This window comes from Pseudonocardia lutea, from assembly GCF_042658055.1.
GTDB lineage: Bacteria > Actinomycetota > Actinomycetes > Mycobacteriales > Pseudonocardiaceae > Pseudonocardia > Pseudonocardia lutea.
Genome location: NZ_JBHSQK010000005.1, coordinates 173,292 through 198,283 on the forward strand (window position 1 = coordinate 173,292; position 24,992 = coordinate 198,283).

Sequence of the window (24,992 nt, forward strand, 5' to 3'; positions counted from 1 at the left end):
GGAGGGTCAGCCCGGCAACGGGGCCGTAGAGGGGCCCGACTGTCCATTGTAGAGGAGGCGTGATGCGCACAGTGCAAGACCTCGTAAACGAGCGCTGGCTTGCGGCTGAGCGTGAGGTCGCGCGCCTCCGTGCCGCCACACCAGTGGAGAGGGGGCCCGAGCCCAAGCCGAAGGTGTGCAAGGAGCTGCCCCGCGCCCGGAAGGGCGGGCCGGCCAAGAGCAATGCAGGTCGGAAGGTCAAAGGAGCTACACGCGTGAAGGGCGGCTCGCTGTGAGCGGCTGCTTGTGCTTCGAGCTGCAGTTCGCCACGTACTACTGCACTGACGCCTGTCAGCCCACGGGCCAGCGGTACTACGTGCGCGGCGCGAACGGCCGCCCCGTCACCAGCCAGGGCCAGCTGATCATCGGCTCGTATGGCGCGCTCCGGGCTGTTGGCCCGCGCGGAGACCTGCTGCCTTACGTGCCCGAGGAGTGGGCAGATCGCCCCAAGGTCTCCGTCCACCACTGGACGGAACAGGAAGGCGTGGACTGAGTCCGCGCAGAACAGGGAGAACAGCAATGAGTGAGATGTCTGCCATGCCGCGCCCCGTACCCGTCGAGCAGGACATGAAGTACACCTACCGGCTGCACCTGAGCACGGGCGACGCCATCGTTGTCCGAGGCGACGAGTACCTGCGAGCTGACATCAGAACCGCCGCGAACCTTGGCGGTTGGCTGGAGACTGTCGACGGTGACGTGGTCAACCCGGCACACGTCGTCCGGATGGAGCTGCTGTCCAAGCCGGAGCCGGTGATGACTGTCGAGCTCACGCACGGCGCTGGCGCTTCTGTTGAGCAGCTCGCGGCCAAGGGCATCGTCGAGCACAAGCGCGGGTAGCCGTGACGCTCGCACCCGAGGCACCCTCTGCCCCTGCGCTGGACTGGCGGACGTACCTGGCTCGTGCTGAGGCGCGATGGCCGGGCCTGCTGCTGTCGCCGGAGGGGCGGAGGGTCCTCACCCGCCTGGACCCGCTGCTGTTCGCGCTGGTCTACATGCGGCACCACCTCAAGGACGCCGACGGCAACATCAGCCTGTCCGAGTTTCATATCGACATCTGCGAGATGGCGAAGGGCTGGGTGGTGCCGAGCGAGGTGCCCGAGGCCGACCGGGACGCCATCATCTCGCCGCGTGAGTCCGGCAAGAGCACCTGGTTCTTCCTGATCCTGCCGACGTGGGCCGCTGCTCACGGGCACCGCATGTTCGCAGCCGCCTTCGCTGACGCCTCGGAGCAGGCAGAACGGCACCTCAAGACCTTCAAGGCCGAGCTCGACCAGAACGAGCTCCTGCGCCGGGACTACCCGGACCTGTGCTCCCCACTGAAACGGCGGAGCGGCCAGACCGCCGCCGACACGCAGAACATGTACCAGTCCAAGAGCGGGTTCGTGTTCGGCGCGAAGGGGTGTGACGCCTCTGCGCTGGGCATGAAGGTCGGTCCGCGACGCCCGGACCTGATCATCCTGGATGACATTGAGCCGGGCGGGGGCAGCTACAGCGCCGGCCAGAAGGAGAAGCGGCTCAAGACCGTCGTTGACGACATCTTCCCGATGAACATCCGGGCGCAGGTGGTTATCGTCGGCACTGTCACCATGCCCGGCAGCATCATTCACGACCTCGTGAAGCACGGCGCTGGCGAGGACGACGCCCCGGAGTGGCCGCGCGATGAGAACATCCGCGTTCACCACTACAAGGCGCTGATCGAGGACCCCGAGCCACGATCGCTGTGGCCGGAGAAGTGGTCGCTGGAGTACCTGCTCAAGCGCCGTCACACCCGCAGCTTCCGCAAGAACCTGCAGAACGACCCGATGGCGGCTGACGGGCAGTACTGGACCGATGACGACTTCATCATTGGACAGGTGCCGGGCCTGACTGCGCAGATGATCAGCATTGACCCGGCTGTCACGAGTACTGCCAAGAGCGACTACACAGGAATTGCCGTTATCGGCTACAACAAGTCGCTCGGCCGCTGCGTTGTCCGAGGTGCCTGGCAGGTCAAGGTGCAACCTGGGCGGGAACTCCGGGACAAGGTTCAGGAGATTGCAGCTCGATTCCCGGGAACGGCTGGCATTCTCGTTGAGACTAACCAGGGTGGTGCAGCCTGGCGTAGTATTCTCGGGGGCCTCGGAATGCGCGTCCGCGAGGTGCATAACAGCCAGAATAAGACCACACGGGCAACAAACCTTCTGGAGCACTACCAGAACGGACGCGTGTTTCACGAGACTCGAATGGCCGTCCTGGAGGAGCAGATGATCGCTTTCCCGCGCGGGTCGAATGACGATGTCATTGACGCGGTCGGGAATGGGGTTCAGCACTTCCTTCGCCCCGGCATCAAGCGGCACAAGCCCAGCACGATCCAGAGGTACATGTGATGGATGACCTGACGGCAGGCCTCAGCGCGCTGGCGGAGTCGCAGGAGAGCTACGAGACCGCCCACCGCTACTACAAGGGCTCTGTGGCGGAGGTGTTCGCCTCGCCCCGCATGCGGCGCGCCATCCGCAACAGCGGCGTGGACGTGCGCTTCAACTTCGCCAAGAAGCCCGTTGACGCCGTGGCGGACCGGCTGGAGCTTGCCGCTATCACCGGTCCGGACGAGGCCAGCACACAGGCGCTCCAGGAGATCTGGGAGACCAACGCCCTCGGGCTGGAGGCGCCCAACATCATGCGGCGTGCCTGCGAGTACGGCGACGCCTACGTGCTGGTCTGGCCGGCAGACCCCGAGGTGAGTCGGGTCAACGTCTTCTACAACTCCCCTGAGACCTGCCGGGTCATCTACGACCAGGAGAACCCGCTGGAGAAGTCCTTCGCGATCAAGCGCTGGGCCGACCGCTGCGACCTGTACTACCCGGACCGCATCGAGAAGTACGTCCTGCGGAAGGGCGCGAAGCCCAACGAGGCGTCGAGCTGGGAGCAGTACACCGACGACGAGGGCGACGAGTGGCCGTACGAGAACCCGTACGGCGAGGTGCCGGTGTTCCACTTCCGCACGGACCGGCCGTACGGCGAGCCACTGCACTTCGGCTTCTACGGCCCGCAGGACGCCATCAACAAGCTGATCATCAGCCACCTGTCGTCGGTCGACTACCAGGCTGGCCCACAGCGGTACGCGATGCTGGAGGCCGACGCCGACACTGCCGAGGCAGAGGACGACGACTTCGAGTTCGGTGCGGATGACGACGAGGGTGCCGGGTCGCCAGAGGCCACCTCGAACCTCAGCTCAGCGCCCGGCTCTGTGTGGTGGCTGCGCGACGTCAAGGGCGTCGGGCAATTCGAGTCGGCGAAGCCCGAGGTCTTCACCGATCCGATGCTCACCTACCTGCGCATGGGCGCCGACATCACAAGCACGCCCCTCCACCGCATTGACCCCACGACCGTCGTCCCGTCCGGCGAAGCGTTCCGCGCCTGCGAGGGGCCGTTTGTCAAGAAGGTCAACGGCCTGCAGCGCAGCTTCGGCGCGACCTGGGAGGAGGCGTTCACCTTCGCCCTGCGCGTGTACCAGGGCGCCGAGGTCAAGACGCAGGTCGACGTCCGGTGGGCCCCGGCGCAGACCGTCGAGGACAAGGACTTCTGGGACACCGCCAAGCTCAAGATCGAGGCTGGCGTCCCGCCGTATCAGGTCCTGCTGGAGGCGGGATACACGGCCGAGCAGATGGCCGCCTGGGGCGTCGAGCCCAACGAGAGCGTCCCTGCGTCGCAGGGCGAGTAACACCAACAGGGAGAAGCAATGCAGAGCACGACCCTGCCCCTCGGCTACACGGTCATGGGGGAGCCGTTCTGGACGATCAAGGGCTCTGAGCCGGACTCCATGCTCCAGGGCGAGCACGAGGACGGCACCGAGGAGCTCGACGAGGACGACGACACCGACGAGAGCGACGAGGACGAGGGGGAGTGGACCCCGCCCACGCGTGAGGAGTGGGAGAAGGTCCAGCGACAGCTCCGGCGGGCCAACAACGAGGCCAAGAAGCGCCGTCTGCGCGACAAGGAGAAGCCCGCCGAGAGCGAGGACGCGGCAGCCCGGTACAAGCCGCTCGTCATCCGCGCCGAGGCCAAGGCTGCGCTGGTCGCCGCCGGGCTGAACGACACGTCCGAGGGCCGGGTCAAGAAGCTGCTGCGCATGATCGACGTCGAGGACATCGAGATCGGCGACGACGGCGAGCTCGACGGTCTGGAGGACCAGATCGAGAGCATCAAGGAGGACTGGCCCGAGCTGTTCAAGGCTCAGGAGGCGGAGAAGCCCCGTCGGCGCGCGCCCCGAGTGGACGCCAGCGACCGCAGGCCGGCCAGCTCCCCGAAGAAGTCCACGGCGGAGCTGATCGCTTCCCGGGTGCACGGCCGCTGAGCTGACCGATGCAGGGCAGGAGCGCAGCTAGCGCCAGCCTGGTTGGTCGTCCTAGTCTCCCGGACGTGGAGCAGTACGAGCCGGACCTACAGGACATCCTCACCGGCGAGGCCCTGGCCTTGGGCGGGACGGCATTCCTTGAGCAGGTTGCCCACGAGGCCACCGCCTACTGCGACGGCGAGTACCCATGGGACGGCATTGGCGACGAGCCGCCCGAGCGCGTCTCTGCCTGGCTGGCGTACATGTGGCAGGCCGTTGAGGTCCGGCGCTTCGAGAAGGCCGCTCCCTAGGACAACAGGTCCTTCGCGACATCCTTGGCGTGTTGCAGGAGCCGTTCCGTTGTTTGCAGGATGTCCTCTGCTTCCCCAGTCGTCGGATTGATGAAGCCGAGCGCGAATGTGAAGGTGTACTTGCTGCGGAAGGCATCGCCTCCCGATTCACGCGCCTCCTTCATCACCCGAAAGACGACATCGCCGTCCTTCAGGCCGTGCATCTTGTCTTCAGGGATGATTGCTAGCGGCGGGAATTCAACGATCTCGCCCTGGAAGAGCATTGCAGAGTGCATGTTCAACGAGCTGTAGGACATCCCGACAGCGATCAGTAGCTTGTGCTTGTCGTCGATGTCGAGCTGGTGCAGCAGCCACAGGTCGTCGTCCCCGCTGGGGTACACCTCTAGCGCCCGCACCCGCTCCTTCGTCGGCTCGGCGGTGCCTCGCAGCTTGTCCTTGACGGCCTTGCTGAACTCGCTCTTGGACTTCCCTGTGGGGAAGTAGGTGCCCTTGTCCGGCGTGCCGCCGTCCCGCTCCACCAGGTAGCAGGCCAGGTGGTCGAGGGCGCTGCGGGCGTTGTGGAAGACGTCGCCGAGGATCGCCGCCAGCTCGACCGGCGGGTCAGCCACGACGCGGACCCTGGTCACCAGCGCACCCGTCTCGGGCTCCTCCTCCTCGTACACCTGGTACGGGTCCGTCTCCAGGTACGCGCGCACTGCGTCCCGGAGCTCCTTGAAGTGCCGGTCGGCCCGGGCGAACTTGACCCAGACGCCCTGCGCCGCATCTGCCATTCACCCATTGTTGCAGACGGCGAATGCACCTCGAACGCGGCCCCTACTTCCACGGAACGCGATGGCAGAACGGTTACTAGCGCGTCCGTCAACGGGCAGGTTACTATTCCCGGCAAGCAGTACTAGCCAATGTGGCGGCCCCGCGATGGGGAGCACACCGGTCCCGCGATGGGAATCGAAAAGCCGCCACAGTCCGTAGGGCGGCATCAGTTCAACCGCTCACGGAAGGCAAAAAGAATGGCTCGCAAGAACTACGACGAGTGGGTGCCGGAGGAGTTCGACTCCGCGGTCATCCACAAGGTCAACGCCGTTTCTGCCGTCGAGGCGTACGGCAAGCCGCACCCGATGTCCACCCAGACCAAGTCGGTCCCGCGCTCGGCGGGTATGTCGGTCGGCATGATCGCCAAGGGTGGTGCCTACGGCGAGGACACCTCCGCCGCTGACGAGGTCGTCCTGCACGCGCAGAAGTTCGGCCAGGCCATCCGCATCGCGGAGGAGGACCTCGACGACTCGCTCGCCGACGTCATCGCGGCCGGCCAGATCGACTGGGCCACGGCCTACGCGAAGACCTTCGACAACGCCTGCCTGGCGGTCACCGCCGCCAAGGGCACCTCGGGCTGCGCCTTCGACTCGCTGTACTACCTGCTCACGCAGAACAACAGCGACACCGGCTACGTCGCCAACTCGAACCTGACCAAGACCGGCACCGGCGGAGTCACCTACGACGCCCTGTCCGAGGCGCTGGGCCTGGTGGAGACGGGCGACTACTTCGACGAGGCGCAGATGATCGTCATCGCGCACCCGTCGTTCCGCCAGATCCTCCGGGAGATCCGGAACGACAACGGCGACCCGATCTTCAACGAGTCGACCAACGGCACGGCCGGTGGCGGGCAGGGCGCGACCTCGGCGACGCTGTTCGGCCACCCGGTGCACTGGTCGCTGGGCGCCAAGACCTCGGCCGCGCCGACTGACAAGCCGACCGGCAACCCGCTGCTGGTGTTCGCGAACCGCGACTACCTGCTCCGGGGCGACCGCAGCGGCGTCGAGTCGGTGTTCATCGACGGGCGGAGCGGTCTCGCGGCGCTGACCGACGAGGCGATCCTGAAGATGCGCGCTCGGAAGGCGTTCGCGCCTGGTGTCGAGCAGGCCTTCGCGATCCTCGAGGACGACACCCCGGCGGCCTGACCCACCTGAGCCGGTCCCGCCCTGTGCGGCTCCCTGTCGCAGGGCGGGACCACCCCACCGGAGGAGGTGGAAATGAGCGAGCACGAGCAGCACCCGGCTCTCGACGGCGACCCCGAGGCTGAGGTCGAGCAGCGGTCTGTTGACGGCGCTGAGGACGGCTACTTCTACAAGACCTTCCTCATGCAGGGCACCGGCTACAACACGCCGGAGCACCCGGCGCACCCGGCCAACAAGGCGGTCGTGGTCGAGGAGGCCATTCAGCGCGGTCTGCACCCGGTCGGCGAGCCCGAGGGCGCCAGTGCCGAGGTTGTCCGGCGGGGTCGCCGGGCGCACCTCAACACGGAGCTGACGTACCGCGTCGCGGTCGTCCCGGCCGTGGTTCACGAGGAGCCCCAGGAGACCGTCACGCCGTCGGACGTCGTGGCCGAGGAGGCTGCCGACGAGGAGCCGCCTGCTAAGCCGAAGCGCAAGACCCGCAAGACGGCTGAGGGCTGATCACGATGCCGCTGCCGGACGGACAGACCACCTGGGCCACCACCGCTGAGGTGGCGACCTACACGGGCGCAGAGGTTGACGCGTCGGACCTGGCGCGAGCGCAGGCCACCATCGACCTCCACTCGGCTCGGACCGTCCTTTCGGCAGCGGCACTCGGCGACAAGGACCTCCACTGGCTCAAGCTCGCCACGGCCTACCAGGCGGCCTGGATGAAGGGCCAGCCTGACCTGTTCTCCCGCCTCGACTTCACCGAGGCGACCCAGGAGCAGGGCGCGGTGGCCAAGCTGACCGACACGGGCCTCACACTGTCGCCGCTCGCCCGGCGTGCTCTGCGGCGGTGCACGTGGCTGCGGTCGCGCAGCCTGCGCGTGAAGGCGCCGAACGAGACAGGGGCTGTTCTCGACCCGCTGAGCGACGAGTCCGACGCCTACCAGGACTGGCGGGCCGTGTGATGTACGCGCTCGCCAACACCACCGTTTCCGTTCTCCGAGGGTCCACTGTCGACGAGTTCGGCGACGAGACCGACAACGAGACCGTGGCGGCGAGCGGCATCATCGCGAACATCCGGGAGACGAGCAGCACTTTCTCCGACCCGGGCTCGACCACTCCGCGAGTGGTTCGGAATGTCACCTGCAAGCTGCCGTCCACTACTGATGTGACGGAAACGGATCGGATCAAGGACGAGACGAGTGGCGTGATCTACACGATCAACACCGTCACGCAGGAGGGCGGACCCGGCCGAACGCCGGATCTCGCGCTTCTTCTCGAACGCACAACTTAATGCAGTTCCGGCTCGGGGAGACCGAGCCCTTGTCAGTACCCAGCCCGACGGAGAGGAGGGCGGACATGGCGAACCAGTATGTGCCCGACCCTCGGGCCGAGGCGCACATTGAGGCGGCCAAGCACAACTTCATGGAGCGTCTGATGGGCGACATCGCCCAGGACGCAAAGCGGTACGCGCCCGTCGACACGGGCGAGCTGCGCGAGAGCATCACCGCCGAGGTGCACGGCACGACCGGCACCGTGAAGGCCACGGCGGAACACGCCGCGTACGTCGAACTCGGCACCCGCTACCAGTCCGCGCAGCCCTATCTCCGCCCGGCGCTGTACCAGCAGAGGGGCGGTGCATGATGCCCACTGTTCTGCGGGCGACGAACGAGCTCGTGGCCGCTGGCTGGCTGGCCGGGCTCCCGGAGCTCGACGCCAACATGGTCGGGCCGAGCCTCCCGAACGACAACACCACCTGGGCCGCATCCGGCTTCGTACAGGTGACGACCGTCGGCGGGGGACCCAACATCTACGTCAAGGTCCGCAAGCCGGTCGTGCAGGTGGACTGCTGGGCTGTCAGTCCGAGCTCCAACAAGGCGCCCTGGGGCAAGGCGAACTACCTGGCCGAGGTGATCCGGTCCGGTGCCGATGACCACCCCTCGGTACCGCGCGACGTCGTACTGCCAGGCAACTACCCGACGGCTCGGGTGCTCACGGCGTACCTCCTGACGGAGCCCCGGAAGGTGCTGGGCGACTCGTCCTCGTACGCGCGCTATCAGTTCGATCTTCAGATGGATTGGGTCGAGCTGTGATGGCGACGCGCTATGCGATTGTCGGCGAGCAGTGCCGAGACCTGCTGACGTACGGCGGGAAGGTGCTCGTCCACAACAGCCGGGACGAGCTTGAGTTCCTGTTCCCGTACGCCCGGGTTGTGCGACTGAGTGACGGTGACCACGGGCCAACAATGCGGTTCCAGGATCACCCGCAGCTTCAACACATCACATTCCCGTTGAAGAGAGAGGAGTTCTGGTGAGCGGTCTCCGGAAGGTCCGGACGAAGATGCGCCCGAGCGAGACGCTGGAAGTCACCGAGGCGGAGTACACCGACCTCAAGCGGCAGGGCCTTCTGCTTCCCGAGAAGAAGCACGACGCCGAGCAGAAGCCGGCCAACAGCAACAAGAAGGAGAACTGACAGATGGCTGTCACCGTCTCGAACCTCATCATGGGTCCGGGCACGCTGTACCGGGCTGCGGTCGACGCCGTGGAGCCCGAGGACACCGCCGTCAACAGCACGCCCGCCGCGTCGGCCTACACGGACGTCGGCGGGACGATGGACGGGGTGACCCTGGCGATCAACCAGGAGTACACCGAGCTCGCCGTCGACCAGGTGATCGACGTTCCGGGTCGCCGCAAGACCAAGCGCGAGTTCACGATCCAGACCAACCTGGCGGAGCCGACGCTGGAGAACCTCGCCTTCGTGATGAACGAGGACGAGGCCACGGCGGTCACCACGGGCACCGGCTTCAAGAAGCTGGAGCCGTCGAATGACACGTCCGCGACGCAGCCGGTCTACAGCAAGCTGCTGTTCGACGGATTCGCCCCGGACAGCCTCGCCCGGCGGGTCATCGGCCGGAAGATGCTGTCGACCGACAACGTCGAGTTCGCCTACTCCAAGGAGAACCAGACGGTCTTCACGGCCACCTTTTCCGGCCACTACGTCTCGCCGTCGATCAAGCCCTTCGTGGTGATCGACGAGGACGCGGCCTAGTCCACGACAACCGCACCAACCAACAGGGAGCAGAACGATGGGTGCAGCAAGTCCGAAGAAGACCGCCACCCCGCGGACTTCCAGAAAGAAGGCGACGGCTCCGGTCGGGTTGAAGGACCTCCCGACCGAGCCGATCGTCCTGGGTGGGGAGAGCGACGAGCAGGAGGTCGAGATGGTCGACCTCTTCACCGTCAATGGCGTCACCTACAGCATTCCGAAGCGTCCGCCGGTCAACATCGCTCTCGGCTTCCTGCGGGATGTCCGCAAGGAGGGGCCGACCCTCGCCGAGGCGGCACTGATGGAGCGTCTGATCGGCGAGGAGGGCTATGACGCCCTCGTCAACTACCCGGGTCTGACCACCGAGCAGATGGAGCAGATCTCCGACCGGGTCATGACGGTCACCCTCGGCGCAATGGAGGCGTCCAAGGGGAAATGACAGAGCGGGTGGAGCAGATCGGATGGGTAATTGACCACCTGGACGATATCGCGTCCGATCTCTCCGTGTTCCACCGCATTGACGACATGTATGCGATGGACGGCCCGCAATTCTTCAGCAAGGTCTGGCGGCTGGTCGCATATCAGGGGGTGATGAAGATGAGGTACGAGATGGAGTTCACGGAGGAGCAGCAGCCTTCTGCTCCGCAGCCTGTCGCGCCTCTGACTCGGAACACCGCCAGTGACCGGCCGGTCGTCGGGAAGCTCAAGGACGGCGACAAGGTCGTGCCCCTGGCTCAGATGATGGACCTGGTCGAGAGGAAGAGGGTGTGACTAGTCCCGGTAGCGGTTTCAAGATCGCCGAGGCGTTTGTCGAGGTCACGACCAAGGACAACACACGCTCGGGCCAGGACCGCATCAAAGCCGCGCTCTCTCGCATCCGGGGCACGGCCACCGTCGACGCCGACACCTCGCGCGCCTCGCGCAAGATCGCAGCGCTGACAGGGGAGACCCGTCGCTTCACTGGTGGCCGGCACCGCGCCAAGGTCGAGGTCGACACCAGTGCTGCCGAGCAGCGTCTCCGCCGACTGATCCAGCTCGGAGGCGGGCTCGGCGCCATCGGTGGTGGGGCGCTCAAGAGCGTGGCCGGGCTGGCTGCGCTTGCCTCGGCAGCTGGTACCGCTGGCGCGGCCCTGGCAGCCTTGCCCGCGCTCGGCGCGGCCGTCGGCGGGATCGGCGGGGTGCTGGTCGGTGCCTTCTCCGGTGTCGGCGACGCGCTCAAGGGCTACAAGGCAGACCAGGAGGCTGCGACCGCTGCGGCTGGGAAGGGTGCCTCCGCTGCAGCCGACAACAGCCGGGCCATCCAGGCTGCCGCCTCTGCCATCGACGACGCCCGGCGGAACCAGGCCCGCGTCGCGCAGACGACGGCCAACCAGATCACCGACGCGCAGGAGCGCGTGCAGGACGCACTGGATGACGTCCGGGACGCCGAAGAGGCTGTCGCAGACGCTCGCCGCGATGCCGCCCGAGTGGCGGAGCAGGCGGCCGAGAGCGTCGCTCAAGCCTCCGAGCGAGTCCAGGATGCGCAGCGCGACGAGACCAGGGCGCAAGCCGACCTGAACGACGAGCGCGCTCGCGCCCTCCGGCAGATGGAGGAGCTGGCGGAGCGCGTCTCCGATCTGGCCCTCGACCAGGAGGGCGCGGCTATCCGCCTGATCGAGGCGCAGGCCGAGCTTGACGAGGTAATGGGCGACAGCTCGTCCACTGACCTCGACAAGCGCAAGGCTCTGCTGGCCCTGGCGCAGGCTCAGGATCGGGTCTCAGACCTGGAGCGCGAGGCTGCTGAGGCGGCGAAGGAGAACGCCAAGGCCCAGGAGGTTGGGGTCGAGGGCGCGCAGAACGTCATCGACGCCCGTGAGCGCCTGGAAGAGGCCAACCGGCGGACCAACGAGGCCGAGGCAGAGCTCGCCAAGACCCAGCGCCGCGCTGCCGAGGACCAGGCTGAAGCGTCCCGCCGAGTGCAGGACGCGCTTGAGGGTGTGTCCGAAGCGCAGGCGGGCGTTGCGCGCGCCGAGCGCGAACTAGCCCGAACCCGCCAGGAGGCAGCCTGGGCGCAGGAGGACGCCGCTGAGGCCGTCTCTGACGCAATGCAGAGTCTCGCCGACGCGCAGGCTTCCACGGCTGAGTCTGCCACCGGCGGAGCTGCGGCCGCGTCCAAGTACGCCGACGCCATGGCGAAGCTGACGCCAGAGGCTCGTGCCTTCGTCGGCCAGCTCCTGCGGATGGAGCCCCTGGTCAAGGGGCTGCGGAACACCGCGCAGCGCACCTTCCTGCCCGGGCTTACGCAGATGCTCCGGGACTCCGAGGGGCTCTTCCCGATCTTCAACGGCCACATCGAGCGGACCGGCCAGATCATGGCCAACACCGCCCGGAGCATGGGCCAGCTCTTCAAGAGCGACGAGTTCAAGAGCAACCTCGACACCCTGTTCAAGGCGTCTCAGCCGATCACGCAGGCGATCGGTGATGGACTGGTCACGCTGACCGGTCGGCTCGTGAAGTTCGGGGCCGAGATGGCTCCTGCCGCGCAGGGGTTCGCCGGGTTCATCGACAAGACCGTCAACGGGCTGTCCGGGTTCATGGACGCCCTCGCGCCGCACGCCGACTCCTTCAAGCGCATCTGGGAGTCGCTCGGCCGAATCATGGAGACGCTGCTCCCGGTCATCGGCGACGTGATCGGGCAGCTCGCTGACCACCTCGCTCCTGCCCTGGAGAACCTGGCCGGCTTCCTGGAGCGCAACAAGGACAGCCTCGACGAGTGGATGCTCGCGCTGGGCGGGTTCCTCGCGGTGCTCAAGGGCGCCAAGGTCGTCGGAGAGGTCGCCAGCTGGACTAGCAGGGTCATCAGCCTCGTTGACGGGATCGGCAGGTCCGCCGACAAGAACCGCAGCAAGTTCTCGAAGCTCAAGGACTTGCTCAAGGGTGGCCTGGTCATCGGCGCCATCACCGGAGGCGCCGAGCTGATCTCCGGGCTGACGCAGAACCCGAACGACCCGAACGCCGCCTGGCGCGGGCTCGACCAGGACAAGAGCAGCGACCTCTCCGGCGGAGAGCGCTGGAACGCGGTCAAGAGCTTCGACCTCCAGGGCATTGGCTCCGGGATGCGGAAGGACCTGGAAGACCAGAACTTCAACCCCTTGGCAGGGTTCGACGGTGATTCGGTCATCGGCAAGTTCGTCGGTGATCTGACCGCCGGGTGGGACGCGGCGATCGGCCGGTTCTTCACCGAGACGGTGCCGGGGTGGTTCTCCTCGCTGTGGGAGACGGTCTCCGCCGGGTGGTCGGGCTTCACCGGGCAGATCTCCGGCCTGTGGACTGGCACCAAGGACGCTTTCGGCGCTGCCTGGGACTGGATCGGCCAGAAGTTCCAGTGGGTCAACGACAACATCATCCAGCCAGTCGGGCTCGGCATTCAGACTGCTGGTCAGTGGATCGCCGACAAGTACACCTGGGTCAAGGACACCCTCGGTGCAGCGTGGGACTGGGTCGGTGCGAAGTTCACCTGGCTCAACGTCAACGTGGTACAGCCGGTCGGCCTGGCGATCCAGACGGCGGGACAGTGGATCGCGGACAAGTTCGTCTGGGTCCGGAACATGCTCGGGTCGGCCTGGGACTGGGTGGCCGGCAAGTTCCAGTGGTTGAACGCCTCTGTCATCCAGCCTGTGGGCGGGGCCATTCGGAACGCCGCCCAGTGGATCGGCGACAAGTTCGAGTGGCTTCGGGGCCTGGCCGGTAACGCCTGGGACTGGATCGGCAACCGGATCAACTGGGTCAAGGACAACATCGTCGGCCCGATCTTCGGCGGCCTGCGAGCTGGCATCGACGGCATCGGCCGGGCCTTCGAGAACGTCAAGGACTGGATTGGGCGGGCATGGGGCCAGATTCAGGAGCTTGCCCGCCGTCCGGTGCAGTTCGTCGTTGACACGGTCTACAACAACGGCATTCGGCGCGTCTGGAACGGCATCGCCTCGACCTTCGGCATGGGCCAGCTCGGCGAGGTGCGCTTCGCCTCCGGCGGCATCATGCCGGGCTACACGCCCGGCCGGGACGTGCACCTGGCGGCGCTGTCGGGCGGCGAGGCGGTCATGCGGCCCGAGTGGACGCGGGCTGCCGGCGAGAGCTACATCAACGGCGCCAACCGCGCGGCGCGCATCGGCGGCGTACAGGGCGCAGCCGGGTTCATCGAGAAGAACGGGCTCCCGGGCTACGCGGACGGCGGGATCGTCGGCGGGCTCAAGTCCTTCTGGGATGGCCTCTGGTCCTCGCCCGTCAACGCCATCAAGAGCCTGTTCTCCTCCGTCCTCGGCGACGGCGGGAACACCCCGGGCACGGGCGCTCTGCGCGAGGCGCTGACCCGCCTTCCCGGCAAGGCGATCGACGGCATCATCACCAAGGTCAAGAACTGGCTGACCTCCGGAGGCGGCGGCAAGGGCATCGGCGCGGCGATCTCCTTCGCCAAGGCGCAGGCAGGCAAGCCCTACATCTGGGCTGGTGTCGGGCCGAACGGTTACGACTGCTCCGGCTTCATGTCCGCCCTGACCAACGTCATCCGGGGGCGCAACCCCTACAGCCGGGTGGGCGCCACGAGCTCCTTCCCCTGGGCAGGCTTCCGGCCGGGCGTTGCCTCGGCGTTCACCATCGGCTCCTCGCCGAACACCGGCGACGGCATCGGCCACATGGCCGGGACGCTGGCCGGCATGAACGTCGAGTCGCGTGGCGGCGACGGCGTGGTGGTCGGTGGGCGCGCCCGAGGCGCCAGCGACCGGCTGTTCAACACCCGGGCCGGGCTGGCCTTCGACCAGGGCGGGATCGCCCGGGGCTACGGCTACCTGCCGAAGTCCACGCCGAAGCCCGAGCGGGTGCTCTCGCCCGAACAGACGGGCCTGTTCGAGCGGATGGTGACCGCTCTCGAGAGCGGCTCGCGTGGCGAGGTGCACGTGCACGTCACGCAGAACTCTGGCTCCCCCGCCGAGACCGGGCGGGCCGTCGCGCTGGCACTGAGGACGGTGGGCTGACATGGCACTCAGCGACTTGCAGTACTCGTACCGGGGGCTCGTCTTCGGCGAGGGCTGCGACGTCATGGTCAACAACGCAGAGGGCTTCGAGGGGTACGAGGTCCGCTCCGCCGACAGCGACCAGCCCCGAGGCGACGGCGGGCTCCGGGGCCTGGACTACGTGGCGCCGCGCTCACTCTCGTTCGAGCTCTCGATCTTCGAGCCTGACGGCAACACCTACGGCTCCCTGTACGAGGAGCTGTGGGCTCGCGTTCGCAGCACCTTCCGCCCCTCGCGCGACACGGACTACCCATTGAACTTCAAGCGGCCGGGCCAGCCGGAGCGCATGATCATGTGCCGCCCGGTGCAGCTGATCCGGTCGGAGTCGTACCGGGCGTTCAACCGGGTCGGATCCCCGCCAGTCGCGCTGCGTGCCGTTGACCCGCGCATCTACTCGGCCACCCGAAAGTCCGGCAACGTGCCGATCTACGCAGCCACCGGCGGGACCGTCGACTTCGCACTCGACTACACCGTCGACTGGGACGCCGGGACGCGCACGGAGCTCGTCGTCGAGAACGCGGGCGACGCCAACGCCTATCCGCTCGTGCGGTTCTATGGGCCGGGTAGCGGCACCTGCACTGGCGTCAGGCTGACCAACAGCACGACGGGCCAGGTGCTCGACATCAGCGCCACCGTGACCGCCGGCCAGATCCTCACGGCGGACATGGAGGCGGCCGTCACCGGCGCCAACAGGCTCGTCATCTCGCTCGATGGCTCGTCGCGCTACGGCGACTGGGAGCTTCCTCGGCAGGCGTTCTACCTGGCGCCTGGCTCCAACACCTTGCGGTTCGAGGTGACCGGCACATCTACCGACGTCGTCTGCAACTTGCAGTGGCGTGACACCTGGCTCGGATAGGGAGGAGCGCCATGCCCACCACCACCTACACGGACTCGACCTTCAGCGTGAACGCGGTCGGGGCCCGGACTGACAGCTCGGGCAGCGCCGTCGGTGACCTGTCGGCGGAGGAGGCTCGCTTCCCACTGGAGGTCTTCACCGAGGGCTATCTCAAGCCGACCAGCGCCTTCAAGGTGCAGGCGCAGTCGGTCCCGGCGATGAGCGTGCGCGTCGGGTCGCTGACGGCCAAGGCCGACTACTACATCGTCTCTGGCGACAACCAGGGCCAAGGCAACTACCTCGTCCGCCTCGACGCCACCAGCCAGACGGTAACCATCTCCGCCGCTGATGCCTCGCAGGCCCGCACCGACGAGATCTACCTCGTAGTGCAGGACAACCCCTACGACTCGTCCGGGAGGGGCCTGCCGCGCCTCGGCTACCGGAAGGGCGATGTCGGCGGGGCGGCACCCGGCCCAGACTCCTCGTGGAAGGCCTCGGTGTTGCTCGCGCGCATCGCTGTGGCGGCCAACGCGACGGACATCGAGAGCGCCGACATCACCGACATGCGGTCGGCAGCGAACCTGGCGAGCAGTCTGACCGGCGAGCTCGTCCCGAAGTCGCTCGCGGACGCGAAGGGCGATTTGCTCGTCGGCACTGCAGACAACGCAGTCTCTCGCCTATCAGCGGGGACGGACGGAAAGGTTCTCCGCACGAACAGCGCTCAGTCGTCGGGCCTGGAATGGGGAGGCTGGGATCCGATTGTCCTCTACAAGAGCGCCGATGATGTCGGGACCAACGACGCGGCGATTTTCAGTGGCGCCATTGCCCAGGGCAAGTACATCCTTGAGTCAGCCATCGTTTGGAAGGGCGAAGGTCTAACCACTGCACTGATGTATGTGGACGCGACCTCGGAGCTGACCCTCTTCAACGATGCGATTTCTGTGCAGGGTGAGATTGGTAGCACCATCAATAGGGCAGTTGGAGAGGGCAGCCTCGACTCCGGAACCGGTCGGATGGCTGCACTTCTCGTTGTCTGCGGCAACGCTGCGAACTACACCGGGGCTTTCATCAAAGGATTCATTGACGTGCAATCAGCGTCGGCGGCCTGGGAGCTTCTCTTCGGCACCGCCGCTGTTACGGTCAAGAAGGGCTCTTGGGTCAAACTGACCCGGGTCTCCTAATGGCCGAGTTCGAATGCGTGCTGGCGGCCAGGGTGCCGCAGGAGGTCGGTCCGCCGAACCTGGTGGAGGTGGACCGGCTCGTCTTCGACACCCTCAAGTACACCGACGAGCTGAATCGGCCGGGCTCCGCCTCGGCAGGGTGTCCCATTCGGTCGCTCAGCGACGCCGTCAAGGAGCGCCTGTCCAACCTGCGCAACTTCCCGTCCGAGTTGTGGGTGTACGCGGACGACGGGCTGGCGTGGGCCGGTGAGATCCAGGTCGCGAGCGTGGCCGGCCAGGCGGTGCAGCTCAGCGCGGCGGGCCTGCTCGGCTACACGTTCCGAATGGGCGTGACTGCTGACCTGGTGTTCTCCGAGGACGACCAGTTCCTCATCGGCAAGGCGCTCGTCGACCACTGGCAGGACCTCCCGTTCGGCGACTACGGCCTGGACACCTCGGGCATCGGCACCTCTGGCGTCCTGCGAGACCGGACCTACCTGGCGTCCGAGCTGCACAACATCGGAACCCGCCTGGCGGAGTTGGGCGCCGTAGAGAACGGCTTCGACATCTGGGTCGACCCGGACACCCGAGAGTTGCGCTTTGCCTATCCGACGCGCGGTCTGGACCTCTCCGCCTCGGTGTTCCTGGACGAGCGCAACATCGACAGCGCCGATGTTGCTCTGTCGGTCGCCCCGGACGACCTCGTGTCGGACGGGCTGTTCAGCGGCACCACGGAGTACGACGACGGCGAGAGCCAGACGCTCTACGTGGCCCGGGCGAACGTCGCCGTGCGCGAGGCGTACGGGCGGACCTGGGGGTCGGAGAACTTCGACAAGGTGTCGGTGCTGACCACGCTGGAGGAGCACGGCGACGCCTACCTCGCGGCGCGTGCCCAGCAGTTCTTCCAGCCCGGCGTGACTGTGAAGTCGCGCATCGGCTGCGAGCCTGGCGACTTCGGTCCGGGCGACACCGTCTCCTACGCCTACGACGCTGGTCTCGGCCTGCAGGCGGGTGCGTACCGCGTGTCCAAGCTGTCGGTCTCCGTGGACCGCAGCAACGACCAGACCATGGAAGTGGAGTTCGTCTGATGGCCGACGTGCGGCGGATGGATGACCCGTGGCGGACCATCCGCGACCTCAAGCGAGAGCTCGCCGACCTGAAGGCGACGGTGCTGTCCCGCCTCGGCACCCACACCCACCCGGACCTTGGTGGTGGCGGAGGCGTCACCGACCACGGGGCGCTCACGGGCCTCGGGGACGATGACCACCCGCAGTACCTGACGCAGGCGCGAGGGGACGCCCGGTACTACACCGAGACCGAGATTGACGGCTTCTTCGCGGGGCTTGCGGACGTCGCGACCTCGGGCGCGTATGCCGACCTGACCGGCACCCCGACGATCCCCGACAGCCCGGACGATATCGGCGCTCAGCCGCTCGACTCCGACCTGACGACCATCGCAGGGCTCACGCCGACGAACGGCCAGCTCCTCCGCCGCGTGTCGGGAGCGTGGGCCGCGTACACCATGTCGGCCTCCGACATCACCACTGGAACACTGCCGTTCGCTCAGCTGCCCACGGGTACCGGGGCGTCGCAAGTCGCCGTCGGCAATCACAACCACGACGGTCGCTACTACACCGAGACCGAGACGGACTCGCTCCTCTCGGCGAAGGCCGACTCGGCGGACCTTGCGGCTGTCGCGACCTCCGGCGACTACGACGACCTCATCAATGCTCCCGCCGCCTACACCGACGAGCAGGTGCGGGACGTGATGGGCACGACCCTGGTGGCCGGCTCGAACGTCACCATCACGCCCGACGACGCCGGAGACACCATCACCATCTCCGCCACGCCGGGCGGGGGAGGCGTCACGGATCACGGCGCCCTGACGGGGCTGGGCGACGACGACCACACCCAGTACCTCAACAACACCCGTGGCGACGCGCGCTACTACACCAAGACGCAGAGCGACGCGGCCTACCAACCTCTCGACTCGGACCTGACCGCTATCGGCGGGCTGGTCCCGACGAACAACGACATCATCCAGCGCAAGTCCGGCGCCTGGACGAACCGCACCCCGGCTCAACTCAAGACTGACCTGGCGCTCGCGAAGGGCGATGTCGGCCTCGGCAACGTCACCAATGATGCACAGATCCCGAAGTCCCTCGTTGACGCTAAGGGTGACCTTCTCGTTGGCACCGCGAATGACACTCCCGCCAGGGTCGCGGTCGGAACGAACGGCCAGGTTCTGACGGCCGACTCGTCTCAGGCCAGCGGAGTCAAATGGGCAGATCTCCCCGGCGGATCTACCTACAAGTACAAGAATTCCTTGCAGTACGACGACAGCGGGTTTGTCGTCACAGACAACGATCTGCAGTTCAATGTGGTTGCAAACTCTGTCTACATCATCGAGGGCTTCCTGTCGCTGTATGGTGTCGGCAACATGATATTCTTCGTCAACTGTCCGTCGGGCGCCTCCATTAGTTGGTCGGTGCGAGCTCTGGACTTGACGAACGGTACGTTCGGAGATGTTACGGGTCCCATTGACACAGTCGTCCAGAGCGTATCCGGGACGGTAACAGTGAAGGTGTTGTCACTCGGTCCAACGTACGGAAGCGGCACCTTCAATGGCCTCCTTAGAACGGCTGGGACGGCCGGCACCTTTTCGATCGCGTATTCGCGCTCCTCGGGCAGCACCATTGCTGGCCTCTCATATGACTCTTGGATGAAACTGACGAAGGTGGCGTGATCGTCTCCTAGACGGAGAGCGCCCGCTCCCAGCGCCAGGCGTTGCCCTCAATGGTGTGGGCGCGGGCGAGCTCCTGGGCCGCCTTGCTCATCTGCCGGCGGGGACCGTCGGCCCGGGACAGCTCCCAGAGCGCAGCAGCCCAGCCCGCACGCTCGCGCACCAGCACGCCCGTCTCGCCGTCCTGCACAAACGCGGCGTACGGGCCGAAGTCGGAGGCGATGACAGGGATGCCCCGGGCTGCGTACTCCAGCGCCTTGATGGGGCTCTTGCTCAGATTGAAGACGTGCGGCTTGAGCGGCGCGAGGCCGATATGAAAGTCCAGCGCAGCGTGATAGTCGGGGATGCGCTGCACCCAAGGCGACCGGCGGATTCTCCCGCCGAGCTTGTCCCAGGGGCGGAAGTCGAACCAGTGTTCGTGCAAGTCGCCAATGAAGTGCATGTCGAGGTGCTTGGCGGCGCCCTTCACCATGAACTTCGCGATGGGCTCCGCGGCCTCTTCCCAGTCCATCCGGTGAGTCGCTGAACCCGCCCAGCCGACAGTGAGCCGTTCCGCCTCTGGCGGGGTGGGGAGGTCGAGCATGGCGGCCGGAATGTAGTTCGGCAGGATCGCGACGTTCGGGTTGAACGCCGACACCCGCTCGGCCAGGTGCTCATTGGTCACCGTCACCAGATCAGCGACGGTGATGTTGTCCGTGAGGTTCTGACGGATCTCCGGCTGCTTGAAGAAGGCGTGGCCGGCTCGGTTGGAGTGGTGAACGTTCAGCAGGTCGTCGTCAACCTCGAACACCAGCTTGGCGGAGCCCTCACGCGCGAGCTTCTGCCACCGGCTCGTCGGGCCGGGGTTGCACACCCTCTGGCCCACGATCACGTCCGCTGTCTCCTGCCACTCGTCGGGCATGACGGTGGCCGTCAGGGTCTCGTGCCCGAGGCTGCGCAGCGTGTCGAGGGGTAGCTTGACCCGGTAGTAGCCGCAGCCACCGTTGTCGGCCGCCCAGCCGAAGATCCTCACGCGAAGAGGCGCTTGAGCAGCCCCGGCTTCGCGTGGGCGGGGCGCTCAGTGCGCTGCGCCTTTTGGTCGGCCAGGATGGCGTCGTTGTAGAACGAGCGAGTTACCCGCTTCAACTCCTCCATCTGCTTCTGAAGCGGGGCGGAGTGGTCGAAGTTCTCAATCAGCTCGTTCGTGCTCATTGAATGGCTCCCTGTGAGGCGTTCTCCCGGACGCTTCATACGCTACTACGTACCCGCTCGGGCTCGGTAGTAATCGCCATTCATGAGCTGTTACTACGGCTTTGTTTGGCTTCCGGGATGGTGCCGGAACGGCGCGACCAGGACCCAGCCGGAGACGAATTCCGAGATCGGCTTTCCGGTGAGGCGCTCGAATCCATCAATGACAGGCTGGCTGGCGTGCGTCCGCCCTCGGGCGACATTCACGAGATGCTGATAGCCGACGCCCATCTCCTGTGCGGCAGCCTTGAGGTTGTATCCCGCCTTCTTCAGTTCGGCCGTGAGCGCCGAATCCTTGGCGACTGACTTGTTGTATCCCATGGCGCTCTCCTGCCCGTTCGTTACCTATAGCCTACTACCCGTTTCACCCGCTCGGAGCAACTTCAACAATGACGCTTGACAGGAAGGCTCCTTTGTATTATTGGACCGCCCGCAAAACGGAAGGAATAGCAATGGAGAGCGAGCACGAGCGGTTCGAGCGTCTGCGCGAGGAGCTGCAGGACATGGGGCTGGAGCTCCGCCGGGCGGAGGGCTACGAGGTCCGCACCGGGCCGATCGGCTGGCTGCGCTACGACAGCCTGGACCACATTGACGCCTTCCTCCCGTAGGTAGGCACGCAGGCCCGGTCGTCGGCTCCCTGGGCGGCCGGGCCTGCACCCGTTCTGACCTGCATCGACGCCCATTTGCGCGGCGCGTTTCAAGATCCACTTGGCGTACGGTTCGGCTCCGGAACCGTCCACTGTGGTCATCCGGAGGAGCACCATGCAGCACGAAATCGCCCGCCTCGCCGACCTGCGTCGAGGGGACCGGGTCTGGATCCGCACCCTGTCCGGGCCGCGCTGGCTGATGGTGGAGGAGGTGGTGCTCCTGGAGACCGACCTCTTCCGCATCAACTTCACGTCGGGGCACTCCCGCCGGTGCCTGGCGGGTGCCGTCTTCCCTCGGCGGCGCGGCTGATGGCGCACGTGCAGAAGGTCTTCCCGCGAAGCTGCTCGCGCTGCCTGCCCCGGGAAGGCCGCATCACCCACTACGAGGTGCGCTGGACCGAGCGCGCCTACGACACCTCCGGCGGGAAGAGGTTCCGGCAGGAGACTTTCCACACCAGGAAGGAGGCGCTCGCGCGCAAGGCCGAGGTGGAGTCCGAGCGGTCGCTCAGCGGCACCGTGCGAGACGCCTCCGTGGCAGAGGCACCCTTCGGCGAGGTCGCACAGGCCTGGCTCGACTCGATGGCGCCCAGGGTCAAGCACGGCAAGCTCAAGCAGCGCACCCTCGACGACTACGGGGCCGTTCTGCGCCGGTACGTCCTGCCGGTGTGGGGAGGGGTACCGGTAGGCGCGATCACCGGGCAGCGGGCCGAGACGTGGGCGGGCGAGCTCGCCGCGCGGGGTCTCGCGGCCGGGACCTACCGGCACGCCTGGGCCGCCTTCAACCGCGTGCTCAAGTACGCCGTCCGGCACGACATCCTCACCGCCAACCCGGCGGACAAGGTCGACGGTGTCGGCACGATCAACCTGGAGCACTTCGAGGGCACGGCCCTGACCGCCGAGCAGGTCGCGGCCGTGGCGGAGGAGGTCGGCCGGCAGTACCCGGTGTATGCGGTGACGGTGTTGTTCTTGGCCTACACCGGACTGCGGGCCGCCGAGCTGGCCGGCCTCGACGTCGGGGACCTGACACTCCACGGCGGGCAAGGCTCGGTCCGAGTCCGCCGCACGCGCTGGAAGAAGAAGGGCGTGTGGCACGTCGGCACCCCGAAGTCCCGCACCTCGCGCCGGACGGTGCCGCTCGACTCGTGGCTCGCGGAGATGATGGCGAGCTACCTGACCGATACGCACCCCAACGGCAGCGACCCGGACGCGCCGCTCTTCCCCAACAGGAAGGTCGGCGGCATCCGTCAGCGGCAGGGGAGCCGGGTCGATCTCAGCCGGAATTTGGACTGGACACAGCCCGTGGAGCCGGGCGCCTTCCACGAGACGATCTTCAAGCCTGCGTGCCGCCGGGCGGGCGTCCCGCCGGTGAGGTTGCACGACCTCAGACACACGTTCGCGACGATGCAGCTGCGGGCCGGGCCTCCGGACCACTACCTGCAGGTCAGCCGGTGGCTGGGCCACACCGACGCGATCATGCTGCTCAAGGTCTACGCCCACGTCATCCCGCAGCCGGGCACGGGCAAGGCGCATCAGCTCCCGCCTCCTCCGATCGGCAACAGCAACGTGGTGCAGTTCCGACCGCGGACCGCGTAGACGACGAGAGCCCCGCCCAGCGATCAGCCGGGCGGGGCTCTTCTCTGTGCGGGACGCCATCACCCCTCCAGGCGGCGTCCGCTGGTCACGCGCGGCCGGTGAAGACCGCGGAGTCGTGCATGAAGTCGGGCGTCACCTCGACCTGGAAGTCGCCGACCTCATCTCCGACCTCGAGCCCGACGGGGAAGGTGATGGACTTGCCCGGCAGGACGGTGCCCGACGGGGCGCCCACGAGGCCCTTGGCCGAGTCGAAGATCTGCGGCGCGGAGAACCCGCCGTGCGAGCCGGTGATCTGCACGATGGCGGAGTCGAAGGGCTGGGAGGACTCGTTGGTCACGGTGATGTCGACCTTGACGGCGCGGCCGGTCGTGGTGACGGCGTACCGGCTGGGCTTGTAGGCGACGGGCTCCGAGACGGTGACCGTGAGGCCGTCCCCGTAGCGGAAGGCCTGACCCCACGTGCCGACGTTCGAGCTGACGCTGCTGTCGCTCGCCGGGACGGCCGGGGTCGACAGGCTCGGCGCAGCGGGGATGTTGTTGAGGTCGTTCACCAGCTTGTCGGTGGCGCTGAAGACGATGGTGATGCCCCAGATGCCGAGGGCGAGCGCGGCGATCGAGAAGAACAGCCCAAAGTTCGTGGTCTTGCTATTGGTGGCGAGGCCCTTGCGGACCCGGCCCCAGCCGGCCAGACCCAGCGCGAGGGCGACGATGCCGCAGATGACCGCGACGAAGCCGGTCAACGGCACGATGCCGAAGAGGCACCCGACCAGGGCGATGATCAGGGCGGCCAGCCCGAGGCCGTTGCGCGGCTCGCGGGCGGCGTGCGTCGGGCCGGTGTAGTGGTGGGGCTGCTGCGGCGGGTAGGGGTACTGCGACATCGGGCTCTCCTCGGCGGTCCGCGCGGTCACTATCCGTGACCGACGCCGAGAACGTTACTACGTTATGTCACGAAGATAGTAACACAGGGTGATAGTCCCTGGTCAGGGCGCGCTGCTGTTGGAGGTCGACTCGGTCGTGGTCGGCTCGGTCGCAACGGCGGGGAGCTCGGCCGGGGGAGTGGGGGAGGCGCTGCGCACGGCCTTGATGATCTCGACGAGGCGCTTCGACCCGGCCTGGGCCACGAGGAACTTCGCGACCTCGGTCTTGGACACCCCGGCGAGGCGCATGACCAGCGCCATCAAGCCGAGGTAGAGGGGATAGCCCGCCAGGAGCGCCAGAGGGCTCCACGAGACATACGACGACCACGGCACAGCCGAGCCCTTTCTCTTTCGCCGGACCTGGTAGTGGTGTTCGTCGTCCCGATCACTGTAACAGGTGATCGACCTTGACGCGGCGAAGAGCGTGGGTCACTCGGTCGAGGCGGCCTTCTCCGCCGACGGCAGTTCGGCGGGCGGAGCCTCGGGGAGCGTGGCGGACGGCAGGCCCCTGGCGACGCGCAGCAGCTCGGTGACGCGCTGGCGGTCGGCGTGCTTGAGGGCCCAGGCCGCGACGTCGGCCTTCGGAACCCCGCAGAGGCGGAGGACGCCCGCCATCAGCAGGACGTACACGGGGTAGGCGAGCAGGAACGCGAGGTACCAGAGGTCCGGCACGGGGCAGTCTTCTCCTACGACGCAGGTGTAGTCACGTCGGAGGAGGCCTTCCCCGGACCTCTTCCTGACCCCCGAGTGCAATTGACCTGCCGCCGTTGGCCGGCCACGCCTCCCCTGGGCAAGAGGCATGCACCCGTTTGGGTTGTGACGATCATAGCAGGAGAGTGTGCCCAAGCCCGGGAGGACGCGGCGGTGACACGCCGTGACTGCCGCGTCACCCTGCGGACGGAGGGGGTCGAGGGGTTCGGGCGCGTACGCGGAGGGGCTCCGGAGGGGATGGAGTGGAGCGCAGACCTGCGCACGGACGACGTCCGCAGGTAGAAGGGGTGCCCCCGGTGAGACTCGAACTCACACTGGGCGGATTTTGAGTCCGCTGCCTCTGCCGATTGGGCTACGGGGGCCGGCCGGTCCCCGACTGTGTTCTCGCTCGCGTCGCACGGGATCACACGGGCAGGGCAACCTGGGCGCAACCCTATCGCCGCTACCCTGGGGCCTTGCGTTCGACCC

Annotated in this window: 31 protein-coding genes and 1 tRNA gene; 24 read left to right on the forward strand and 8 right to left on the reverse strand. The window is 67.0% G+C overall.

The annotated features are described in order from the left end of the window. The first annotated feature begins 283 nt into the window (after positions 1–283). The 6 genes from ACFQH9_RS02070 (at position 284) to ACFQH9_RS02095 (ending at position 4,662) form a co-directional block, all read left to right on the forward strand. A complete protein-coding gene (locus ACFQH9_RS02070; protein WP_379563556.1) occupies positions 284–532 on the forward strand; it encodes a hypothetical protein in 249 nt (82 codons plus the stop codon). Positions 533–558: 26 nt separating this feature from the next. Next, positions 559–876, forward strand: a complete 318-nt coding sequence (locus tag ACFQH9_RS02075) for a hypothetical protein (RefSeq protein ID WP_379563557.1) — start codon at positions 559–561, stop codon at positions 874–876. Positions 877–878: 2 nt separating this feature from the next. Further along, positions 879–2,405, forward strand: a complete 1,527-nt coding sequence (locus tag ACFQH9_RS02080; protein ID WP_379563558.1) for a hypothetical protein — start codon at positions 879–881, stop codon at positions 2,403–2,405. Then, positions 2,405–3,739 (forward strand): phage portal protein, encoded by a 1,335-nt coding sequence (locus ACFQH9_RS02085; RefSeq protein ID WP_379563559.1) that lies wholly within the window; start codon positions 2,405–2,407, stop codon positions 3,737–3,739. Before ACFQH9_RS02080 ends, ACFQH9_RS02085 begins: the two co-directional genes overlap by 1 nt. Before the next feature lie 18 nt (positions 3,740–3,757). Continuing rightward, on the forward strand, positions 3,758–4,372 hold the full coding sequence (locus tag ACFQH9_RS02090; protein ID WP_379563561.1) for a phage scaffolding protein: 615 nt from the start codon (positions 3,758–3,760) through the stop codon (positions 4,370–4,372). A 65-nt stretch (positions 4,373–4,437) separates the two neighbouring features. Continuing rightward, the gene (locus ACFQH9_RS02095; RefSeq protein ID WP_379563563.1) at positions 4,438–4,662 is read left to right on the forward strand and encodes a hypothetical protein; all 225 of its coding nucleotides are present in this window, start codon (positions 4,438–4,440) and stop codon (positions 4,660–4,662) included. Here the strand turns inward: ACFQH9_RS02095 and ACFQH9_RS02100 are convergent. After that, on the reverse strand, positions 4,659–5,432 hold the full coding sequence (locus ACFQH9_RS02100) for a hypothetical protein (protein ID WP_379563565.1): 774 nt from the start codon (positions 5,430–5,432) through the stop codon (positions 4,659–4,661). The two genes, ACFQH9_RS02095 and ACFQH9_RS02100, sit on opposite strands and share 4 nt — an antisense overlap. 237 nt (positions 5,433–5,669) lie before the next feature. Between ACFQH9_RS02100 and ACFQH9_RS02105 the strand changes: the two genes are divergently transcribed. The 15 genes from ACFQH9_RS02105 to ACFQH9_RS02175 all read left to right on the forward strand — a co-directional run bounded on the left by ACFQH9_RS02105 (position 5,670) and on the right by ACFQH9_RS02175 (position 19,433). Beyond that, a complete protein-coding gene (locus ACFQH9_RS02105) occupies positions 5,670–6,617 on the forward strand; it encodes a phage major capsid protein (RefSeq protein WP_379563567.1) in 948 nt (315 codons plus the stop codon). Positions 6,618–6,689: 72 nt separating this feature from the next. Then, positions 6,690–7,112 (forward strand): hypothetical protein, encoded by a 423-nt coding sequence (locus ACFQH9_RS02110; RefSeq protein ID WP_379563569.1) that lies wholly within the window; start codon positions 6,690–6,692, stop codon positions 7,110–7,112. Between the two features lie 5 nt (positions 7,113–7,117). Beyond that, positions 7,118–7,564 (forward strand): hypothetical protein, encoded by a 447-nt coding sequence (locus ACFQH9_RS02115; protein ID WP_379563570.1) that lies wholly within the window; start codon positions 7,118–7,120, stop codon positions 7,562–7,564. Then, entirely contained in the window at positions 7,564–7,893 is a 330-nt protein-coding gene (locus tag ACFQH9_RS02120) for a hypothetical protein (protein WP_379563572.1), read from the forward strand. The genes ACFQH9_RS02115 and ACFQH9_RS02120 overlap by 1 nt, the downstream gene beginning before the upstream one ends. 65 nt (positions 7,894–7,958) lie before the next feature. Next, positions 7,959–8,243 (forward strand): HK97-gp10 family putative phage morphogenesis protein, encoded by a 285-nt coding sequence (locus tag ACFQH9_RS02125; protein ID WP_379563574.1) that lies wholly within the window; start codon positions 7,959–7,961, stop codon positions 8,241–8,243. Then, complete coding sequence (locus tag ACFQH9_RS02130) at positions 8,240–8,692, forward strand: hypothetical protein (protein WP_379563576.1); 453 nt, start codon at positions 8,240–8,242, stop codon at positions 8,690–8,692. Before ACFQH9_RS02125 ends, ACFQH9_RS02130 begins: the two co-directional genes overlap by 4 nt. Before the next feature lie 217 nt (positions 8,693–8,909). Further along, a complete protein-coding gene (locus ACFQH9_RS02135) occupies positions 8,910–9,071 on the forward strand; it encodes a hypothetical protein (protein ID WP_379563578.1) in 162 nt (53 codons plus the stop codon). Positions 9,072–9,074: 3 nt separating this feature from the next. Further along, on the forward strand, positions 9,075–9,647 hold the full coding sequence (locus ACFQH9_RS02140) for a hypothetical protein (RefSeq protein ID WP_379563580.1): 573 nt from the start codon (positions 9,075–9,077) through the stop codon (positions 9,645–9,647). A 37-nt stretch (positions 9,648–9,684) separates the two neighbouring features. Beyond that, a complete protein-coding gene (locus ACFQH9_RS02145) occupies positions 9,685–10,083 on the forward strand; it encodes a hypothetical protein (RefSeq protein WP_379563582.1) in 399 nt (132 codons plus the stop codon). 8 nt (positions 10,084–10,091) lie between these two features. Continuing rightward, positions 10,092–10,415, forward strand: coding sequence for a hypothetical protein (locus ACFQH9_RS02150; protein ID WP_379563584.1), 324 nt, complete (start codon positions 10,092–10,094; stop codon positions 10,413–10,415). Beyond that, a complete protein-coding gene (locus ACFQH9_RS02155; protein ID WP_379563586.1) occupies positions 10,412–14,653 on the forward strand; it encodes a hypothetical protein in 4,242 nt (1,413 codons plus the stop codon). The genes ACFQH9_RS02150 and ACFQH9_RS02155 overlap by 4 nt, the downstream gene beginning before the upstream one ends. A 1-nt stretch (position 14,654) precedes the next feature. Beyond that, positions 14,655–15,548: a phage tail family protein gene (locus ACFQH9_RS02160; RefSeq protein ID WP_379563588.1), complete on the forward strand. Its 894-nt coding sequence runs from the start codon at positions 14,655–14,657 to the stop codon at positions 15,546–15,548. A gap of 11 nt (positions 15,549–15,559) precedes the next feature. Beyond that, positions 15,560–16,708, forward strand: a complete 1,149-nt coding sequence (locus tag ACFQH9_RS02165; protein ID WP_379563590.1) for a hypothetical protein — start codon at positions 15,560–15,562, stop codon at positions 16,706–16,708. Continuing rightward, positions 16,708–17,775: a hypothetical protein gene (locus ACFQH9_RS02170; protein ID WP_379563592.1), complete on the forward strand. Its 1,068-nt coding sequence runs from the start codon at positions 16,708–16,710 to the stop codon at positions 17,773–17,775. The genes ACFQH9_RS02165 and ACFQH9_RS02170 overlap by 1 nt, the downstream gene beginning before the upstream one ends. Continuing rightward, positions 17,775–19,433, forward strand: coding sequence for a hypothetical protein (locus ACFQH9_RS02175; RefSeq protein ID WP_379563594.1), 1,659 nt, complete (start codon positions 17,775–17,777; stop codon positions 19,431–19,433). Before ACFQH9_RS02170 ends, ACFQH9_RS02175 begins: the two co-directional genes overlap by 1 nt. Positions 19,434–19,440: 7 nt before the next feature. Here ACFQH9_RS02175 and ACFQH9_RS02180 read toward each other — a convergent pair whose 3' ends face one another. From ACFQH9_RS02180 to ACFQH9_RS02190, 3 genes are all read right to left on the reverse strand, one after another. Beyond that, positions 19,441–20,442, reverse strand: a complete 1,002-nt coding sequence (locus tag ACFQH9_RS02180) for a glycosyltransferase (protein WP_379563596.1) — start codon at positions 20,440–20,442, stop codon at positions 19,441–19,443. After that, positions 20,439–20,621 carry a hypothetical protein gene (locus ACFQH9_RS02185; protein WP_379563598.1) on the reverse strand — a complete coding sequence of 61 codons (183 nt, stop codon included), beginning with the start codon at positions 20,619–20,621 and terminating at the stop codon, positions 20,439–20,441. Before ACFQH9_RS02185 ends, ACFQH9_RS02180 begins: the two co-directional genes overlap by 4 nt. A gap of 93 nt (positions 20,622–20,714) precedes the next feature. After that, positions 20,715–20,978, reverse strand: coding sequence for a helix-turn-helix domain-containing protein (locus ACFQH9_RS02190; protein WP_379563600.1), 264 nt, complete (start codon positions 20,976–20,978; stop codon positions 20,715–20,717). 131 nt (positions 20,979–21,109) lie between these two features. Between ACFQH9_RS02190 and ACFQH9_RS02195 the strand changes: the two genes are divergently transcribed. From ACFQH9_RS02195 to ACFQH9_RS02205, 3 genes are all read left to right on the forward strand, one after another. Continuing rightward, positions 21,110–21,265, forward strand: coding sequence for a hypothetical protein (locus tag ACFQH9_RS02195; protein ID WP_379563602.1), 156 nt, complete (start codon positions 21,110–21,112; stop codon positions 21,263–21,265). Positions 21,266–21,419: 154 nt separating this feature from the next. Next, positions 21,420–21,614 carry a hypothetical protein gene (locus ACFQH9_RS02200; protein WP_379563604.1) on the forward strand — a complete coding sequence of 65 codons (195 nt, stop codon included), beginning with the start codon at positions 21,420–21,422 and terminating at the stop codon, positions 21,612–21,614. Then, positions 21,614–22,897, forward strand: coding sequence for a tyrosine-type recombinase/integrase (locus ACFQH9_RS02205; RefSeq protein WP_379563606.1), 1,284 nt, complete (start codon positions 21,614–21,616; stop codon positions 22,895–22,897). Before ACFQH9_RS02200 ends, ACFQH9_RS02205 begins: the two co-directional genes overlap by 1 nt. A gap of 85 nt (positions 22,898–22,982) precedes the next feature. On the opposite strand, the gene ACFQH9_RS02210 is transcribed toward ACFQH9_RS02205, so the two are convergent. From ACFQH9_RS02210 to ACFQH9_RS02225, 4 genes are all read right to left on the reverse strand, one after another. Then, positions 22,983–23,774 carry a phage holin family protein gene (locus ACFQH9_RS02210; protein WP_379563608.1) on the reverse strand — a complete coding sequence of 264 codons (792 nt, stop codon included), beginning with the start codon at positions 23,772–23,774 and terminating at the stop codon, positions 22,983–22,985. A gap of 102 nt (positions 23,775–23,876) precedes the next feature. Next, a complete protein-coding gene (locus ACFQH9_RS02215) occupies positions 23,877–24,074 on the reverse strand; it encodes a hypothetical protein (protein WP_379563610.1) in 198 nt (65 codons plus the stop codon). A 168-nt stretch (positions 24,075–24,242) separates the two neighbouring features. Continuing rightward, complete coding sequence (locus ACFQH9_RS02220; RefSeq protein WP_379563612.1) at positions 24,243–24,485, reverse strand: hypothetical protein; 243 nt, start codon at positions 24,483–24,485, stop codon at positions 24,243–24,245. 327 nt (positions 24,486–24,812) lie between these two features. Next, a tRNA-Leu gene (locus ACFQH9_RS02225) sits at positions 24,813–24,886 on the reverse strand. Positions 24,887–24,992: the final 106 nt, after the last annotated feature.

What these genes read in the sequence shown, in the direction of transcription:
- ACFQH9_RS02075 (WP_379563557.1), top strand. Translation starts at nt 559, where the DNA reads ATGAGTGAGATGTCTGCCATGCCGCGCCCCGTACCCGTCGAGCAGGAC.
- ACFQH9_RS02085 (WP_379563559.1), top strand. Translation starts at nt 2,405, where the DNA reads ATGGATGACCTGACGGCAGGCCTCAGCGCGCTGGCGGAGTCGCAGGAG.
- ACFQH9_RS02090 (WP_379563561.1), top strand. Translation starts at nt 3,758, where the DNA reads ATGCAGAGCACGACCCTGCCCCTCGGCTACACGGTCATGGGGGAGCCG.
- ACFQH9_RS02100 (WP_379563565.1), bottom strand. Translation starts at nt 5,432, where the DNA reads ATGGCAGATGCGGCGCAGGGCGTCTGGGTCAAGTTCGCCCGGGCCGAC.
- ACFQH9_RS02105 (WP_379563567.1), top strand. Translation starts at nt 5,670, where the DNA reads ATGGCTCGCAAGAACTACGACGAGTGGGTGCCGGAGGAGTTCGACTCC.
- ACFQH9_RS02110 (WP_379563569.1), top strand. Translation starts at nt 6,690, where the DNA reads ATGAGCGAGCACGAGCAGCACCCGGCTCTCGACGGCGACCCCGAGGCT.
- ACFQH9_RS02115 (WP_379563570.1), top strand. Translation starts at nt 7,118, where the DNA reads ATGCCGCTGCCGGACGGACAGACCACCTGGGCCACCACCGCTGAGGTG.
- ACFQH9_RS02120 (WP_379563572.1), top strand. Translation starts at nt 7,564, where the DNA reads ATGTACGCGCTCGCCAACACCACCGTTTCCGTTCTCCGAGGGTCCACT.
- ACFQH9_RS02125 (WP_379563574.1), top strand. Translation starts at nt 7,959, where the DNA reads ATGGCGAACCAGTATGTGCCCGACCCTCGGGCCGAGGCGCACATTGAG.
- ACFQH9_RS02130 (WP_379563576.1), top strand. Translation starts at nt 8,240, where the DNA reads ATGATGCCCACTGTTCTGCGGGCGACGAACGAGCTCGTGGCCGCTGGC.
- ACFQH9_RS02140 (WP_379563580.1), top strand. Translation starts at nt 9,075, where the DNA reads ATGGCTGTCACCGTCTCGAACCTCATCATGGGTCCGGGCACGCTGTAC.
- ACFQH9_RS02145 (WP_379563582.1), top strand. Translation starts at nt 9,685, where the DNA reads ATGGGTGCAGCAAGTCCGAAGAAGACCGCCACCCCGCGGACTTCCAGA.
- ACFQH9_RS02160 (WP_379563588.1), top strand. Translation starts at nt 14,655, where the DNA reads ATGGCACTCAGCGACTTGCAGTACTCGTACCGGGGGCTCGTCTTCGGC.
- ACFQH9_RS02165 (WP_379563590.1), top strand. Translation starts at nt 15,560, where the DNA reads ATGCCCACCACCACCTACACGGACTCGACCTTCAGCGTGAACGCGGTC.
- ACFQH9_RS02170 (WP_379563592.1), top strand. Translation starts at nt 16,708, where the DNA reads ATGGCCGAGTTCGAATGCGTGCTGGCGGCCAGGGTGCCGCAGGAGGTC.
- ACFQH9_RS02175 (WP_379563594.1), top strand. Translation starts at nt 17,775, where the DNA reads ATGGCCGACGTGCGGCGGATGGATGACCCGTGGCGGACCATCCGCGAC.
- ACFQH9_RS02185 (WP_379563598.1), bottom strand. Translation starts at nt 20,621, where the DNA reads ATGAGCACGAACGAGCTGATTGAGAACTTCGACCACTCCGCCCCGCTT.
- ACFQH9_RS02190 (WP_379563600.1), bottom strand. Translation starts at nt 20,978, where the DNA reads ATGGGATACAACAAGTCAGTCGCCAAGGATTCGGCGCTCACGGCCGAA.
- ACFQH9_RS02195 (WP_379563602.1), top strand. Translation starts at nt 21,110, where the DNA reads ATGGAGAGCGAGCACGAGCGGTTCGAGCGTCTGCGCGAGGAGCTGCAG.
- ACFQH9_RS02200 (WP_379563604.1), top strand. Translation starts at nt 21,420, where the DNA reads ATGCAGCACGAAATCGCCCGCCTCGCCGACCTGCGTCGAGGGGACCGG.
- ACFQH9_RS02205 (WP_379563606.1), top strand. Translation starts at nt 21,614, where the DNA reads ATGGCGCACGTGCAGAAGGTCTTCCCGCGAAGCTGCTCGCGCTGCCTG.
- ACFQH9_RS02210 (WP_379563608.1), bottom strand. Translation starts at nt 23,774, where the DNA reads ATGTCGCAGTACCCCTACCCGCCGCAGCAGCCCCACCACTACACCGGC.
- ACFQH9_RS02215 (WP_379563610.1), bottom strand. Translation starts at nt 24,074, where the DNA reads ATGGCGCTGGTCATGCGCCTCGCCGGGGTGTCCAAGACCGAGGTCGCG.